The 17,217-nt window shown below is 61.3% G+C and carries 11 protein-coding genes; all 11 read left to right on the top strand.

Going from position 1 to position 17,217, the window contains the following annotated elements; genetic code table 11:
* Positions 1-12: 12 nt before the first annotated feature.
* The 11 genes from flgK (at position 13) to PMI24_RS23280 (ending at position 17,204) form a co-directional block, all read left to right on the top strand.
* Positions 13-2,058: a flagellar hook-associated protein FlgK gene (gene flgK / locus PMI24_RS23330; RefSeq protein WP_007958337.1), complete on the top strand. Its 2,046-nt coding sequence runs from the start codon at positions 13-15 to the stop codon at positions 2,056-2,058.
* Between the two features lie 13 nt (positions 2,059-2,071).
* Complete coding sequence (locus tag PMI24_RS23325; RefSeq protein WP_007958336.1) at positions 2,072-3,643, top strand: flagellar hook-associated protein 3; 1,572 nt, start codon at positions 2,072-2,074, stop codon at positions 3,641-3,643.
* 117 nt (positions 3,644-3,760) lie between these two features.
* Positions 3,761-7,354, top strand: a complete 3,594-nt coding sequence (locus PMI24_RS23320) for a glycosyltransferase (protein WP_007958335.1) — start codon at positions 3,761-3,763, stop codon at positions 7,352-7,354.
* A 223-nt stretch (positions 7,355-7,577) separates the two neighbouring features.
* On the top strand, positions 7,578-9,566 hold the full coding sequence (locus PMI24_RS23315; protein ID WP_007958334.1) for a calcium-binding protein: 1,989 nt from the start codon (positions 7,578-7,580) through the stop codon (positions 9,564-9,566).
* A gap of 98 nt (positions 9,567-9,664) precedes the next feature.
* Positions 9,665-11,422 carry a calcium-binding protein gene (locus PMI24_RS23310; RefSeq protein WP_007958333.1) on the top strand — a complete coding sequence of 586 codons (1,758 nt, stop codon included), beginning with the start codon at positions 9,665-9,667 and terminating at the stop codon, positions 11,420-11,422.
* A 246-nt stretch (positions 11,423-11,668) separates the two neighbouring features.
* Positions 11,669-12,442, top strand: a complete 774-nt coding sequence (gene rfbF / locus PMI24_RS23305; RefSeq protein WP_007958332.1) for a glucose-1-phosphate cytidylyltransferase — start codon at positions 11,669-11,671, stop codon at positions 12,440-12,442.
* On the top strand, positions 12,424-13,506 hold the full coding sequence (gene rfbG, locus PMI24_RS23300; protein WP_007958331.1) for a CDP-glucose 4,6-dehydratase: 1,083 nt from the start codon (positions 12,424-12,426) through the stop codon (positions 13,504-13,506). Before rfbF ends, rfbG begins: the two co-directional genes overlap by 19 nt.
* A complete protein-coding gene (gene rfbC, locus PMI24_RS23295; protein ID WP_007958330.1) occupies positions 13,503-14,063 on the top strand; it encodes a dTDP-4-dehydrorhamnose 3,5-epimerase in 561 nt (186 codons plus the stop codon). The genes rfbG and rfbC overlap by 4 nt, the downstream gene beginning before the upstream one ends.
* A complete protein-coding gene (locus PMI24_RS23290; RefSeq protein ID WP_007958329.1) occupies positions 14,060-15,286 on the top strand; it encodes a class I SAM-dependent methyltransferase in 1,227 nt (408 codons plus the stop codon). The genes rfbC and PMI24_RS23290 overlap by 4 nt, the downstream gene beginning before the upstream one ends.
* Complete coding sequence (locus PMI24_RS23285; protein ID WP_007958327.1) at positions 15,283-16,134, top strand: NAD-dependent epimerase/dehydratase family protein; 852 nt, start codon at positions 15,283-15,285, stop codon at positions 16,132-16,134. The genes PMI24_RS23290 and PMI24_RS23285 overlap by 4 nt, the downstream gene beginning before the upstream one ends.
* Positions 16,131-17,204, top strand: coding sequence for a class I SAM-dependent methyltransferase (locus PMI24_RS23280; protein ID WP_007958326.1), 1,074 nt, complete (start codon positions 16,131-16,133; stop codon positions 17,202-17,204). The genes PMI24_RS23285 and PMI24_RS23280 overlap by 4 nt, the downstream gene beginning before the upstream one ends.
* Positions 17,205-17,217 lie beyond the last annotated feature (13 nt).

Here is a 17,217-nt window from a genome sequence, read left to right as displayed (position 1 = left end):
AAGGTTTGAATCATGAGTTTGCTCAATATCGGGATGTCGGGGTTGGCCGCGAGTTCGTCCTCTCTGGCTGTGACAGGTAACAACATTGCCAACGTCGACACCGCCGGTTATTCACGCCAGCAAACCGTGCAGGGCACCAAGTCCTCGATTCAGTACGGTAACGTGTTCATCGGTACCGGTACGACCCTCGCCGACGTGCGCCGGGTGTACAACTCCTACCTCGAATCGCAGCTGCACACCGCCACCTCGCTGAGCAGCGAAGCCGCCGCCTATGGCGCACAGGCGACCGCACTGGACGGCTCGCTGTCCGACACCAACACCGGCCTGACCGGCGTGCTGCAGAAGTTTTTTACATCGATGCAAGGCGTATCGACCTCGGCCACCGACGACACTTCCCGTCAATCGGTGCTGACCGGTGCGCAAGCCCTGACCAGCCGCTTCAACGCACTGGCCAAGCAGCTCAACGACCAGAACACCACGCTCAACGGCAACCTCGGCGACATGGCGGCCCAGGTCAACAAACTGGCCACCTCGATTGCCAATCTCAACCAGAAGATCGGCGAGATTTCCACCAGCGGCGGCCAGCCGAACGATCTGCTCGACACCCGCAACGAAGCCGTGCGCCAGCTCTCCCAACTGGTCGGCGCGCAGGTCGTCGAGCGCGGCACCAGCTTCGACGTCTACGTCGGCAGCGGTCAGCCGCTGGTTGTCGGTAACACCACCAACACCCTGAGCACCGTGCCGAGCAAGGATGACCCGTCGCGCATGGGCATCCAGATGGATCGCGGTTCGAGCACCATCGACATCACTTCGGTGATCAGCGGTGGCGAAATCGGCGGTCTGCTGAGCTATCGCAAGGAAGTGCTCGACCCGTCGCTCAACGAGCTGGGCCGTGTAGCGCTGGTGATCGCTGACCAGGTCAACCGTCAGCAAGCTCAGGGCATCGACAAGAACGGTGACTTCGGCGCCGCGATTTTCAACAACATCAACAGTGCCGCGCTGATCAGTCAGCGCAGCATTGCCCAGGCGGGCAACAGTGCGGGTTCGGGCAACCTTGACGTCACCATCAAGGACACCGGCCAGCTGACCACCAACGATTACCAGGTCACCTTCACCAGCGCGACCAACTACACGGTCAAGCGCTCGGACGGCACCGACATGGGTTCGTTCAGCACCACGACCACGCCGCCTCCGGTGATCGACGGCTTCACCCTGGCCCTCAATGGCGGTGCCCTGAGCGCCGGTGACACCTTCAAGGTGACCCCGACCCGTGGCGCAGCCTCGAGCATCCAGACCGTGCTCACCGACCCGAAGAAAATCGCGGCGGCGGCACCGTTGACCGGCGTGGCCAGCACCAATAACTCCGGCACCTACACCCAGCCGACGCTGACCGACACCATCGACATCTACAACCCGACCTCCCAGGCCGAGTTGCAGAACGCGCTCAAGTATTCGACCCCGGTCAAACTGGTATTCGGCGCGGTCGCCAGCGGCAGCCAGTCGTACAACATGGTCGACGCCAAGGGCAACACCATCGGCAGCGGAACCATCGTGCCGGGGCAGGCCAACACCCTGAACCTGAAGATCGGCATGGTCGACTCCACCGGCGCTCCGGTGATGGACACCAGCGTTACGCCGAACGTGCAGAAAACCTTCACCGTGCAGACCACCGTGGGCGCGACGCCGAAAGCCGGCGAAACCTTCACCATGAGCCTGACCGGCGCGGCGTCTTCGGACAACCGCAACGCCCAGGCGCTGGTCGGCCTGCAGACCAAGCAGACAGTGGACACCGGCTCGGGCAGCAAGGGCATCAGCCTGACCGACGCCTACAACAAGCTGGTGACCAACGTCGGTACCAAGGCTGCTCAAAGCAAGTCCGACATTGAAGCCACCACGGCCATTCTGGATCAGGCGCAAGGCGCGCGTGATTCGCTGTCTCAGGTCAACCTGGACGAAGAGACCGGCAACCTGGTCAAGTATCAGCAGTACTACACAGCGTCTTCGCAGATCATCAAAGCTGCGCAGGAAACCTTCGCCACGCTGATCAACAGTCTTTAAGGAGTCGTAATTCATGCGCATTTCCACCGCTCAGTATTACGCGACGCAAGCTGCTCAATATCAGCGCAACTACAGCAAGGCTGTCGCGACCGCGAACGAAGCCAGCAGCCTGCAGCGCATCAACACCGCTGCCGACGATCCGATCGGTGCCGGTCGCTTGCTCAAGCTCGGCCAGCAGGCCGCGATGCTCGATCAGTACAAAGGCAACATCGATACCACCAAGAGCTCGCTGACTGTTCAGGAATCCACGCTGACGGCTATCACCGATGCCTTGCAGCGCGCCAAGGAAATCGGACTGGCGGCCAACAACGGCATCGCCACCGATAAGGACCGTCAGGCTTACGCCGCCGAACTGAGCCAGATTCAGCAACAAGTGCTGGGCCTGATGAACTCCAAGGATGCCAACGGCAATTACCTGTTCTCCGGCTCGAAGACCGATACCGCGCCGTACTCGCAGAACGCCGATGGCACTTACACCTACAACGGTGACCAGACCCAGATCAACCTGGGCATTGGCGACGGTATGTCGGTAGCCACCAACACCACCGGTTGGGATGCGTTCCAGCAGACCATCAACACCAGTCGTACCCAGACCACAATGACGGCTCCGCTCGTCGATGACGGTCGCGTGGTGCTGACCAACGGTACGGTCGGCACCGCCGCCACCTACAACGCCAAGTTTACGGCCGGTCAGCCTTACACCGTGGACTTCATCAGCAGCACTCAGCTGAAGATCACCGATGCCCTGGGCAACGACGTGACTTCCGAGGCCAGCCAGAACGGTCTGATCAGCAACAGCAACGGCGCGAACCAGACCGTCAGCTTCCGTGGCGTCGACATGAAGTTGAACATCAACCTCAAGACCGGCGACACCAACCCGGACGCAGTCATTGCCGGCCACAGCTTCCAGCTGTCGGCTTCGCCGGACTCGTTCACCACCGCGCGCAGCCCGGGCAACCCGTCGACCGCGGTCATCACCGGTTCCAGCGTGACCAACCAGGCGGCCTACACAGCGGCCTTCCCGTCGGGCGGCGGCGCGGTCCTGAAGTTCACCAGCGCCACCGCGTTCGACCTTTACGCTGCGCCTGTCACTGCCGACAGCAAGCCGATCTCGTCGGGTACCGTGGCTGGCGGCAACGCCACGGCAGCGGGTGTGACCTTCGCCCTCGGTGGCACACCGGCGGCCGGTGACCAGTTCTCGATCCAGTCCAACAACCACCAGACCCAGAACGTGCTCGACACCCTGGGCCAGATGGTCACGGCGCTGAACACCCCGATCGACGGTGATCCGGTGGCCAAGCAGAAATTCCAGGGTGCCATGGAAGCCGGTCTCGGCAACATCGACAGCGCCGCCAACCAGATCGGCAGCGCGGTGACCTCCATCGGTGCCCGCGGGCAGTCGCTGGACGACCAGAGCACCACCAACCAGAGCCTGCAGCTGGCAAACGCCACCACCCAGGGCACGATCCGTGATTCGGATCCGGCCGAAGTGATGACCCGCCTGACCTTGCAGCAGACCATGCTGCAGGCCTCGCAACTGGCGTTCAGCAAAATCTCCCAGCTGGGCCTGTTCAACAAGATCTGAAGCCTGAGCGGGCGCGCAAGCGCCCGCTTGCTCTGATCGCTCTGTATCATTTGTCTTTTTTTGCGGTTTCAAAGGGCTCGCTGTTCCGGGCGGGTTCCCGCCGCTTGCGAGTCCGCCGTGAATTCACTCCCCCTTGTCAGCCTCGTCATTCCTGCCTTCAATCCGCGCTTCTTCGAGCGGACATTGAACAGTGCTGTCAGCCAGACTTACAGCGCTCTGGAAATCATCGTCTGCGATGACAGTCGGGGTTCCGAGATCGAACGCATCGTCGCGTCGGTCATCGAGCAGTCCGGCGTCGAGGTGCGCTACGTGCGCAATCCGCGCACCCTGGGAATGATCGGCAACTTCAAGGCGTGCTTGAGTCAGGCGCAGGGCGAGTTCATCAAGTTCCTGTGCGACGACGATCACTTGTATGCCGACTGCATCCGGCAGCAGGCCCACGAGATGATGCGTGAAGAGGTCAGTCTGGTACTGGCCCAGCGACTGTTCTGGGATGCGCAGGACATCATCCTGCCCGCGCGCCTGGAAAACACCTCGTTGTCGCCGCACAGCGGTCTGTTCAAGGGCGACGATCTGCTGGGCATCTTCGAGAAGTTTCCGGTCAATGTCCTCGGTGGATTCACTAATGCATTGTTCCGGCGTGCCGACGTTGAAGAGCTGCTGCCGGCGCTGACTCAGGAAGGTCACTGCTTCGTCGCGTCGCTGGATTTTGCCCTGTATGTCTGCCTGCTGCGGCGCGGCAATCTGGCGGTGTCCAACAACGTGCTCAGCGCCGAGCGGCTCTACCCGGAACGCCTGAGTGCGCAACAGCCGATGAAAGACGCGCTTGAGGTCGAGCGTGAGTGGATGACGCAAATGCTCAAGGCGCGCAGCGGCGAGTCGGCGCCTGCACCGGGCTGGGTTCGTTACATTCCGCTGGCCAAGGCCGATGAGCTGCCTCGGGTCTGGGAGGAGTTGCCGCTGAGTCGCACCCTCGGCACCAAGCAGAGCCGCCAGGAGTGGAGTGTCGGCATCGACAGCTGGAGTTTTGCCGAACTCTACGCTCAGTGGCTCAATTGCCGGGTACTGACTGAAGGTCAGCGCACGTTGCTGCCGGAAACCCTGGCCGGCTGGTCGCATCAACCACGGATCGTGCCGATCGTCATCGACGGGCAGGGCAGTCGTGACAGTGTCGAACGCACACTGGCATCGCTTGCCGCTCAGGATTATCCGCCGGAGCTGATCCTTGTCCTGTCCGCCTCGTGTACCGAAACCGAGCTGGACGGGCGGGTGTTCCGCATGCCTTTGCAAGACGACGGCATGGAGCAGATCAATGCCTTGCTGCCGCAACTGGCGGGAGCCGACTGGTTCTACCTGCTGCAGGCGGGTGATCGGCTGGTGGCGCCGGCGTTGCTGGTCATGGCCGAGCGCATCGTGCATTCCCCGTCACTGAAATGTCTGTACAGCGACGAGGGCAGCTTGCGTAACGGGGAGTCGGCAGAACCTGCGTTCAAGCCGGATTTCAACCTCGACCTGATGCGCAGCTACCCTTATGTCGGCCGGGCACTGGCGTTCGAGCGTGAACGTTTTCTGGCGCTCGGTGGTTTTGCGCCTGACTTCGCTCAGCTCGCGCCGCACGATGTGTTGTGGCGTCTGGTCGAGAACGATGGCACGCAGGTTGTCGGCCACATTGCCGAGGTCATGCTGGAGTCGCCTTTCGACCTGTCCAGGTGGCTCGTGGCCCCGGGCGTCCTCGAACAGAATCCGCGCGTGCTCGAAGCGCATCTGCAGCGTCTGGGTCTGGCCCACGACATTCGCCGTGGCAGCTGCGAGCTGCTCAATCGTGTCGACTATCATCACGCACGGCGTGCGCTGGTGTCGGTCATCATCGTGACCCGGGACCAGACTGCTGCCTTGCAGCGCTGCGTCGAGACGCTGCTGGAAAAAACCGCCTACACCGAATACGAGCTGCTGCTGGTCGATAACGGCAGCACCAGTGCCGAAGCGCTGGCCTGGCTGGACGGCATGGCGCAACTGGGCAGCGACCGGGTTCGCGTACTGAACTTCGCGCAACAGGGCAATGCAGCGGCCACGCTCAACTTTGCGGTAGGGCAGGCCCGCGGCGAATACGTGTTGATGCTCAATTCCTTTGCGGTGATCACCCAGCCCGACTGGCTGGACGAACTGCTCAATCATGCGCAGCGCCCGGAAGTCGGGGTGGTCGGTGCCAAGGTCTACAACCCGGACGGTTGCGTACTGCATGCCGGCCTGATTCTGGGCATGCAAGGCGCCGTGGGATTGCCCTTCTATGGTCAGTCGCTGCAGGCGGACGGGTACATGTTCCGTTTGCAGGCGGTGCATGACCTGAGTGCGGTCGGCGGCGATTGCCTGATGATTCGCAAGGCTGTCTTTGAGGCTGTCGACGGGCTCGACGAACAGGATCTGGCGCAGGCCCTCAATGTGGCGGATCTTTGTCTGCGCGTGGGCCGCGAAGGTTATCTGGTGGTCTGGACGCCTTACGCCAAACTGGCGCTGGGTGCGCGGCCGACGACCGAGGCCACGGCAGAAGAAGAGCAACTGCAGATTCAGGAGCACGAGACCTTCTACAAGCGCTGGTTGTCACTCATCGCACGGGATCCTGCGTTCAACGTCAATCTGGCGGTACAGGGCGTCGGCGCGACCAGTTTCAGTCTGGAGCCAGGCCTGCGTACCGGCTGGAGTCCGTTTTCGCGCAGCCAGTTGCCGAATGTGCTGGCGGTGCCCATCAACGCATCCGCCATCGGTCACTACCGCATCAGCCAGCCGATGATCGAGCTCGAGGCGGCCAATCGCGTCGAAGGGCGGATCTGCTACGGCCTGCCTTCGATCATCGACATCGAGCGCCAGTCGCCCGACGTGATCGTGTTGCAAGGGCGCTACTCGGAAGGCGCCATCGATGAAATTCCACCGTTGAAAAACTTTTTCAACGCCCGGCGAATCTACGAGCTCGATGACTATGTCATTGATGTGCCTCATCGCAACGCGCATATCCGCAACATGCCGAACAAACAGGAAATGGAGCGGCTGGTGCGGCGGGCGATCGGTCTTTGCGATCGTGTGGTGGTGTCTACCCAGCCGCTGGCCAATGTCCTGTCGGACATGCATCACGACATCCGGGTCGTACCGAACATGTTGTCGCAGCATTTGTGGACCGACTTGCGCAGTCGGCGTCGCACCTCGAAAAAACCTCGGGTTGGCTGGGGCGGCGGCACCAGCCACCACGGTGATCTGGCGGTGATTGCCGATGTGGTCCGTGAACTGGCAAACGAAGTCGACTGGGTATTTTTCGGCATGTGCCCGGATGACTTGCGTCCGTACATGCATGAGTTCCACGGTGTGATCCCGCTGGATGTGTATCCGGCGAAACTGGCCAGCCTCAACCTCGACCTGGCCCTGGCACCGCTGGAGTTCCACATCTTCAACGACTGCAAGAGCAACCTGCGCCTGCTGGAGTACGGCGCGTGCGGCTACCCGGTGGTCTGCACCGATACCGAGGCCTATCAAGGCTACTTGCCGTGCACCCGGGTCAAGACCAACTCCACCGAGGAGTGGCTGCAAGCGATCCGCATGCACCTGGCCGACCCGGATGCGAGCTATCGCATGGGTGATCAGCTGCGTGAAGTCGTACTGCGCGATTACGTGCTGCGCGGCGACAACCTGCGGTACTGGGAAAACGGCTGGCTGGCGGACTGATCGGCACTGCTGAAAAAAAGGCGACTTTCGAGTCGCCTTTTTTGCGTCTTCAACATTCAGTTTGTATCAGTATCGATACTTTTTTCACCGCAGAGCCTCAAGAATCTGGATTTTCCTGTCGATACTTCTCTATTCGCTGACCTCGGACGGTTGCTGCTGGCGTGATCGGCTTGTGCCCGGGAGGCAGGTTTCCGGTTTCAACAACAACGCAAGGAAGACGCAAATGTCAGTAGTGAATGGAACGAGTGATGCGGATGGCCTGTGGGGTACCGATGGCAATGACGAACTCTATGGACTGGAGTCGGATGATCTGCTGTTCGCCACTGCGGGATCAGACGTGCTGGATGGCGGTGAGGGTTTTGATACGGCGAACTATTTCGCCATGGGGGCGGGAATCAGCGTCGAGTCTGGCGCTGGCGCGACAACGGTCACCGGGCCTGATGGCAAAGTCGATACGTTGCTGTCGGTGGAAAAGGTATTCGGTACTTATCACAACGACACATTCTCCGCTTCCGTGGCAGGTGTGACGCTGGAAGGCAGTGGTGGCGATGATGTGTACATCGTCGACGCCGAAGGTGTGACCATCATCGAAGAAAGCGGCCTCGGCTACGACGAACTGCGCACCAGCCTCAACACCATCAAGATGGATCCGTTCCTCGAGAAGCTGACTTTCACCGGCACCGGCGATTTCAAGGCTTACGGCAATGCGAGTGACAACGAAATCATCGGTGGTGCCGGCAACGACTGGCTGTGGGGCGGCGCGGGTGCCGACCACTTCGTGGGTGGCGACGGCTTCGATACCGTGAGCTACAGCGACAGTCTGGAAGGTGTGAAAGTTTCTGACTGGTCCAACGATGGAATGACCATTGCCTTGGGAGATACCTTCACCGGCATCGAGGCGATCCAGGGTTCGGCCTTCGATGACACGGTGTATCTGCTCGATAACACCATGATCGTGGATGGTGGCGACGGTTACGACACCGTGGGCTATCGCCAGTCCTGGGATGGCGTCAGCATCGACATCGGCCCGCGTGCCGGTGCGTCGGGTGTCACGCTGCTGAATGTCGAGCACGTCATCGGGTCATTCTTCGGCGATCATCTCACTGCCAACGTCAGTGGCGTGACGCTGCAAGGCGAGTGGGGAAATGATGTGTACACCATCAACAGCACCGGTGTGTCCATCAAAGAGGTCGAGGGTTACCAGGGCGGTACCGATCAGGTGAATACCAGTCTGTCGACGATGCATCTGGACTCTTTCGTTGAAAACCTGACCTATACCGGCAGTGCAGACTTCATCGGTTACGGTAACGACGAAGCCAACACCATCATCTCGGGGGCCGGCAATGACGTGCTGTACGGTGGCGCCGGTGGCGACCGCTTTGAAGGCGGTGCCGGGATCGACATCGTCAGTTACGACGACAGTCCTGAAGGCGTGAATGTTTCCCTCGACTGGGGTTCGCCGAGTGGTATCGCGGCCTCTGACACCTTTTTCGATATCGAAGGGCTGTACGGCAGCCGCTTCAACGATGCCCTGTATGGAAACTCGGGCGACAACATCCTGGTGGGTGGTGCCGGTAACGACGATATCTATGGGGGAGAGGGTAACGACCACCTTTACGGTGGGCTGGTATCCGGTCTGGATGAAAACGGCTTTAACACCGACAGTCTGTACGGCGGGGCTGGCGATGATGTCATCGTCAGTGACGCCAATGATGCGTTCAGTTATGCCAGGGGCGATGAGGGCAACGATACCATCACGATGGTTGGCGGTAATGCCTTCGGCGGCGAGGGTAACGATATTCTGACGGCTACCGGGAGCAACTTCAGATTGTATGGTGATGAGGGTAATGACCGATTGATCCTCAATCTCGCCGGCCAGTCGCATTCCGGTGGCAGTGCCTTCGGTGACCAGGGGGATGATACCTATGTGGTCAACACCAGCGGCCTGGTCACCATCAAGGATGAAGGGTTGGATCTCAACGACACCCTGATCCTCAACACCATCGCCAACGCCAGTCAGTTGAGCGTCACCCGCATTGGCAACGACGCCTACCTGCACAGTGCCAACGATGGCAGTGTCGGGGTGCCAGCCAGCGGCGTGAAACTGATGGACTGGTACGCAGGCTTCAACACCATCGAACACCTCCAGACCGCGGATGGTCAGACGTACGATCTGCCGACCTCCGGCGACGCGTTCGCGATGTTCGGCTGACCCTGAATCAAGCACCTGCAATCGCGCAACGCGGTTGCAGGTGTGTGTTTGACGCCTGAAAGGCGAGCGCTGTTATCAACCACGCAAGGAAGACGCAAATGGCAGTAGTGAATGGAACGAGTGATGCGGATGTCCTGTTAGGCACCGACGGTGATGACCAACTCTATGGACTGGAGTCGGATGATGTGTTGCTGGCAAGCGCCGGCAATGATCTGCTGGACGGCGGGGAAGGGTTCGATACGGCGACCTATTACGCCTTGTCCTCGGGCGTGAACGTCGAGTTCAACAGTGCTTCGACGACCGTCACTGCCGCTGACGGCAAGGTCGATACGCTGATCGGCGTGGAGAAGGTCTTCGGCACTTTTCAAAATGACACCTTCACCAGCAATGTGGCCGGCGTGACGCTGCAAGGCAGTGTCGGTGACGATGTGTATATCGTCGGCAGCGAGGGTGTGACGATCATCGAGGAAAACCATCTCGGCTACGACGAGCTGCGCACCAGTCTCAACACCATCAAGATGGACCCGTTCATCGAGAAGCTGACCTTTACCGGCACGGGCGACTTCAAGGGGTACGGCAATGCCAGCGACAACGAGATCATCGGTGGCACCGGCAATGACTGGCTGTGGGGCGGTGCTGGCGCTGATCACTTCGTGGGTGGCGAAGGCTTCGATACCGTCAGCTATTCCGACAGCCTCGAAGGTGTGAGAGTCCTGGACTTCGAGAACTTCGACGCATTGACCATCGCCTATGGCGACACCTTCACCGGCATCGAGGCGATTCAGGGATCGAATTTCGATGACGTGGTGTATCTGCTCGATAACGCCATGATCGTCGATGGAGCCGATGGCTACGACACCGTGAGCTACCGTCACTCCTGGGATGGCGTCAGTATCGGCATTGGTCAGCATGCAGGTCCGGATGTCACGTTGCTGAACGTCGAGAAAGTCATCGGTACGCCGTTCGCTGACCGATTCACCGCCAACGTCGCGGGCGTGACACTGGAAGGTGGAAGGGGCGACGATGTGTACATCATCAACAGCGCCGGTGTGAGCATCGTCGAGACGGACCTCTTTGGTGGTACCGACCACGTGTACACCAGCCTGTCGTCGATGCACATGGATCCGTTCATTGAAAACATGACCTACACCGGCACGGCGGACTTCACCGGCTACGGCAATGACGGTGACAACGTCATCGTTTCGGGCGCCGGCAATGACGTCCTGTTCGGCGGCGCGGGTGCCGATCGCTTCGAAGGCGGAGCCGGTGTCGACACCGTCAGCTACGAAGACAGCACTGAGGGTTTGAGCGTTTCCCTCGGCTGGGGCCCGCAGAGCGGTATCGCCCTCTACGACACGTACATCGACATCGAAAACCTGCGTGGCAGCCATTTCAATGATGTGCTGCAAGGTGATTGGGGCGACAACATTCTGGAAGGCGGTGCTGGCGACGATTTCATTCACGGTGGCGCAGGTGCGGACATTCTTTACGGTGGCCTGGCCTCCGGTCTGGATGGCGAGGCGCCGCAGAACGATACGCTGATTGGTGGCGATGGCGATGACACCTATGTGGTGAATGCCCCCGGCCTGGTATCCATTCAGGATATGGCCAGCAGCTACAACGACACCCTGATCATGAACACCGTTGCCAACCTCAGTCAGTTGAGCGTCACGCGTGTCGGCGACGATGCCTACCTGCACGGCGCCAATGACGGCAGCAGCGGTGTGCCGGCCAATGGCGTGAAACTGGTGGACTGGTATGTGGGTGGGTACAACAACATCGAGCATCTGCAGACCGCTGACGGCCAGGTCTATGACCTGCCGGCCACGATCGATGGGTTCGCGATGTTTGGCTGATCCGCCCGATTGATTGAAGTAGCTTGATGAAGGGATGAGTCCGGCAACGGATTCATCCCTTTTTTCATGCCTGCATTTCCTCGCCGACGCGGTGCTGGCGGAGCTGGCGCGTTTCCTGCAAGTCCCCCTCAAATCGCCATAAAACGAGCGCTCGCGGTCATTCACCTGCGCCCGGACTGGCAAAGGTTCAGCCGCAAAGGCCTGCAACAGCGAGGCCGAGCCCTGTGACGTAGAAGAGGGGAGACGATGAAGGCAGTTATTTTGGCGGGTGGCCTCGGCACGCGCATCAGTGAAGAGTCGCACCTCAAGCCCAAGCCGATGATCGAGATCGGCGGCAAGCCAATTCTCTGGCACATCATGAAGCAGTATTCCGCCCACGGAATACACGACTTCGTGATTTGCCTTGGCTACAAGGGCTACGCGATCAAGGACTTCTTCGCCAACTACTTCCTGCACACCTCCGACGTCACGTTCGACATGCGCAACAACCGCATGGACGTGCACCAGAACTACAGCGAGCCGTGGAGCGTCACCCTGATCGACACCGGCGAGGAAACCATGACCGGTGGCCGTCTGCTGCGTGCCGGCCGTTACCTCAAGGATGAAGAGGCGTTCTGCTTCACCTACGGCGACGGTGTCTCCGACATCAACATTGCGCAACTGGTCGACTACCACAAGGGCCACGGCCGTCTGGCGACCGTCACCGCCGTGCAGCCGCCGGGCCGCTACGGCGCCCTTGAGCGCCATGGCGATCAGGTCCTCGGCTTCACCGAAAAACCGCGCGGCGACGGCGGCTGGATCAATGGCGGCTTCTTCGTGCTGTCGCCAAAAGTGCTGTCGTACATCGCCGGTGACGAAACCACCTGGGAAGCGGAGCCCCTGGCTCGCCTGGCCCAGGACGAACAACTGAAAGCCTTCGAACACGAAGGTTTCTGGCATCCGATGGACACCCTGCGCGACAAGAACCATCTCGAAGCACTGTGGCAGAGCGGGGAGGCCCCATGGAAGCAATGGGCCTGAGTCCTGAGTTCTGGCGCGGCAAGCGGGTTCTGGTCACCGGTCACACCGGTTTCAAGGGCAGCTGGCTGACCCTGTGGCTGCAAAGCCTCGGCGCGCAAGTCAGCGGTTTTTCCCTCGATCCGTCGACCGAGCCGAGCCTGTTCGAACTGGCGCGCGTGAGCGAAGGCATCAACGATCAGCGCGGCGACCTGCGTGACCTCGGCGCCTTGCTCGAAATCATCGCTGACACCGAGCCCGAGATCGTTCTGCACCTGGCGGCCCAGCCGCTGGTGCGCGAAGGCTATCGCGATCCGCTCGGCACTTATTCGAGCAACGTCATGGGCACCCTTAACCTGCTCGAAGCGATTCGTCAGGTCGGTTGCGTGCGTTCCTGCGTGCTGGTGACCACCGACAAGGTCTACGCCAACAAGGAATGGCTGTGGCCGTATCGCGAGGACGAAGCCCTCGGTGGACACGACCCTTACAGCAGCAGCAAGGCCTGCTGTGAATTGCTGGCGCAGTCTTATGCCGCGTCGTTCTTCCCGGCCGACAAGTACGCCGAGCATGGTCTGGCCCTGGCCACTGCGCGCGCCGGCAACGTGTTGGGCGGCGGTGATTTCGCCCCTGAACGGCTGATTCCCGATGTCCTGAAAGCCTGGTCGGCCGACGAGCCGGTGACCCTGCGTTACCCGCAAGCCGTGCGCCCGTGGCAGCACGCGCTGGAGCCGCTGGCCGGCTACCTGCAACTGGCCGCCGGGCTCTATGAAGAAGGCCCGGAATACGCTGGTGCGTGGAACTTCGGCCCGGGTGAAGCGGACATGTGCAGCGTTGGTGAGGTGGTCGAACTGCTCGCCAACCGCTGGCCACAGGCCCGTGGTCTGCGCCTCGAAAAGAGTGACCTGCACGAAGCCGGTCTGCTGCGCCTGGACAGCAGCCGCGCCCGTCAGGTGCTGGGCTGGCAACCGCGCTGGACGTTGCAGCAATGCCTGACCCAGACCCTCGACTGGCACCTGGCGTGGCAGAACGGCGACGACATGCGCACCGTGACTCTCGGCCAACTGAACCTGTACCGGGGCGCGCTGTGAGCGAGTTTTCCTTGAAACCGTTGCCGCTGGCCGGGTTGTTCAGCGTCCAGCACAAACGCTTCGAAGATCAGCGCGGGCACTTCGCCCGGCTGTTCTGCGAGGGCAGTTTGAAGGCGTTCGGCAGTGAATTTCACATCCGCCAGATCAACCATTCCTGCACCCGCGAGAAGGGCAGTGTGCGCGGTCTGCATTACCAGAACGCCAATGCGCCGGAAGCCAAACTGATCACCTGCCTGCGCGGTGAAGTGTGGGACGTGGCGGTAGACCTGCGCCCGGATTCCGAAACCTTCCTGCACTGGCACGCCGAGCACTTGAAGGCCGGCGACGGTCGCAGCCTGCTGATTCCGGCCGGCTTCGCCCACGGTTTCCAGACCCTCACCGAGGATGCCGAGCTGCTTTACCTGCACAGCGCCGATTACGCGCCCGAGCACGAGGGCGGACTGTCGGTGAACGATCCACGGCTGGCGATCGCCTGGCCGTTGCCTGTCAATAATTTGTCAGCGCGTGATTCCAGCCATCCCGCGCTCGATCAACACTTTGCTGGAGTGCGTCTATGAACTGCCGTGGGTGCGCCGCACCGCTGAGCCTGCCGCTGATCGACCTCGGCACCTCGCCACCGTCCAACGCCTATGTGCATGCCGATCGGCTGGAGCAGGCCGAACAATGGGTGCCGCTGAAGGTCGCCGTGTGCCAGGAGTGCTGGCTGGTGCAGACCGAGGATTACACCTCTGCCGACAGCCTGTTCGATGCCGAATACGCCTACTTCAGTTCGTTCTCCAGCACCTGGCTGGCCCACGCCGAGCGTTATGTGGCCGAGATGGTCGAGCGCTTTGGCCTGACCGCCGACAGCCGCGTGGTGGAAGTCGCGGCCAACGACGGTTACCTGCTGCAATACGTGGCCGGTCGCGGCATCCAATGCCTGGGCGTCGAGCCGACCCGCAGCACCGCGCAGGCGGCACGGGAAAAAGGCCTGGAGATCCGTGAACTGTTCTTCGGTCGCGACACCGCCGCTCAGCTGAAAAGCGAAGGCTGGGCCGCCGACCTGATGGCCGCCAACAACGTGCTCGCTCACGTGCCGGACATCAACGATTTCCTTGGCGGTTTCGCCACGCTGCTCAAACCGACCGGCGTCGCCACCTTCGAATTCCCGCAACTGCTGACGCTGATGGCCGGCGCGCAGTTCGACACGCTGTATCACGAACATTATTCGTACCTGTCGTTGACCGCCGTACAAACGCTGTGCGAGCGCAACGGTCTGGAAGTGTTCGACGTCAGCCAGTTGACCACCCATGGCGGATCGCTGCGGGTGTTCGTCCAGCGCAAGGACGGCGAACGCCGCGTCGTGCAGCCGGCCGTGCAACAGCAGTTGCAGGCCGAGCTCGACGCCGGGGTGAAAACCACCGAGTACTACGCGACGCTGGCGCCGGCTGCCGAGCGCATCAAGCACGATCTGCTGCGTTTCCTGTTGCAGGCCAAGGCCGACGGCAAACGTGTGGTGGGCTACGGCGCCGCTGCCAAAGGCAACACCTTGCTCAACTACGCCGGGGTCAAACCCGATCTGTTGGCCTGGGTCGCCGATGCCAACCCGCACAAGCAGGGCAAGTATTTGCCGGGCAGCCGCATTCCGATTGTCGCGCCGGCGCAGATCGATATCGAGAAACCGGACTACGTACTGGTACTGCCATGGAACCTGTTGCACGAAGTCAGTCAGCAACTGGCCCAGGTGCGTCAGTGGGACGGTCGCTTCGTGATCGCCGTGCCTGAGTTGAGCGTGCTGTGAAGGTTCTGGTCACCGGGGCCACGGGCTTCGTCGGTCGGCATCTGGTCGCAGCGTTGCTGGCGCGTGGCTGCACGGTGCGGGCGGTTGCGCGCGACGCGCAGAAAGCCGCGGACATGCCGTGGATCAATGACGTCGAGTTCGTGAGCGCGGATATTCACGCGACGGATCTGAATGTCGCGGCGCTGACCAAGTGCGTCGATGCACTCGCGCACCTAGCCTGGCCGGGGTTGCCGAACTATCGGGCGCTGTTCCATTTCGAGCACAACCTGATGGCCGACTATCGCTTCATCAAAGGCGCGGTAGAGGCGGGCGTGAAGCAGGTGCTGGTGACCGGCACCTGCTTCGAATACGGCATGCAGAGCGGCCCGCTGAGCGAACAGAACGACGCGCAGCCAGCCAATCCTTACGGTCTGGCCAAACACACCCTGCACCTGTTTTTGCAGAATCTGCAGCAGGAGCATTCGTTCACCCTGCAATGGGCACGGCTGTTCTACCTGCACGGCGCCGGGCAGAACCCCAACAGTCTGTTGGCGGCGCTGGACCGGGCAATCGATGCCGGCGATGCGACGTTCAACATGTCCGCCGGTGAACAGCTGCGGGACTTCCTGGCGATTGAAACGGCCACCGAGTACCTCGCCGCGATCCTGCATAAACGCGATTTCGACGGCACGATCAACTGCGCCAGCGGCCAGCCGGTTTCGGTGCGGGCGCTGGTCGAACAGCGCGTGCGTGAGCGCGGCGCGACCATCGGCCTGAACCTCGGCCATTACCCGTATCCGACCCACGAACCGCTGGCGTTCTGGGCGGTGACCGAGCGCTTGCAACAGTTATTGGGAGAGCCGCAATGAGGCACGAGTTGTATCGGGTCACCGACCTGCCGGTGCTGCAGAACCGCACCTTTGCCGATCCCGAATCGGCGAAGGCATCGGCCAGCGCCGACATGTTGCTGGTGCAGGATGAGCGCAGCGGTCTGATCTTCAATGCGGCGTTCGACGCCGACAAGCTCAGCTACGACGCCGACTACCAGAACGAACAGGCGCATTCCGGCCAGTTCCAGAAGCACCTGAGCGATGTCGAAGGCATCATTGCGCGGCACTTCAAGGGGCAGGAACTGATCGAAGTCGGCTGCGGCAAAGGCTATTTCCTGGAGCTGCTCAAAGGCCTGGGCTACCAGATCACCGGCATCGACCCGGCCTACGAAGGCGAGAACGCCGACGTGATCAAGGCCCCGTTCACCCGAGGTCTGGGCCTTGAGGCGGACGCCATCGTGCTGCGTCATGTGCTGGAACATATTCAGGATCCGCTGAGCTTTCTGGCGGTGATCGCCGAAGCCAATCAGGGCGGCGGGCAGATCTACATCGAAGTGCCGTGCTTCGACTGGATCCTCGAGCACCGCGCCTGGTTCGACCTGTTCTACGAGCACGTCAATTACTTCCGCCTCGATGACCTGCGCCGGATGTTCGGCACCGTGCACGAGGCCGGTCACCTGTTCGGCGGCCAGTACCTGTACATCGTCGCTGACCTCGCCACGTTGCGCCTGACCCCGAAACAACCGGTGCCGCGTCTGGCCTTGCCGGACGATTTCACCGCCAGCCTCGAGCGCGCGGTGCAAATCATCCAGGGCGCGCCCGAGCAGGGTTCGGCGATCTGGGGCGCCTCGTCCAAAGGCGTGATCTATTCGCTGTTCCTGCAACGCGCCGGCGTGGCGGTGGATCGCGTGGTCGATATCAACCCGGCCAAGCAGGGGCGTTACCTGCCCCTGAGCGGCGCCCGGGTGTCCTCGCCGCAAGAGGCGATGGACGCCTTGCCCGAGGGCGCCAACCTGTTTGTGATGAATTCCAATTACCTCGAAGAGATCAAGCGGATGACCGGTGGACGTTACGTCTATCACGCCGTCGACAGCGCTTCGTTCCAGTGACCCTTGAGATTTT

The organism is Pseudomonas sp. GM25 (assembly GCF_000282255.1).
Taxonomy (GTDB): Bacteria; Pseudomonadota; Gammaproteobacteria; order Pseudomonadales; family Pseudomonadaceae; genus Aquipseudomonas; species Aquipseudomonas aphyarum.
The sequence above is the reverse complement of the archived record's forward strand: the minus strand, read 5'-3'. Positions and strand labels throughout refer to the sequence as shown.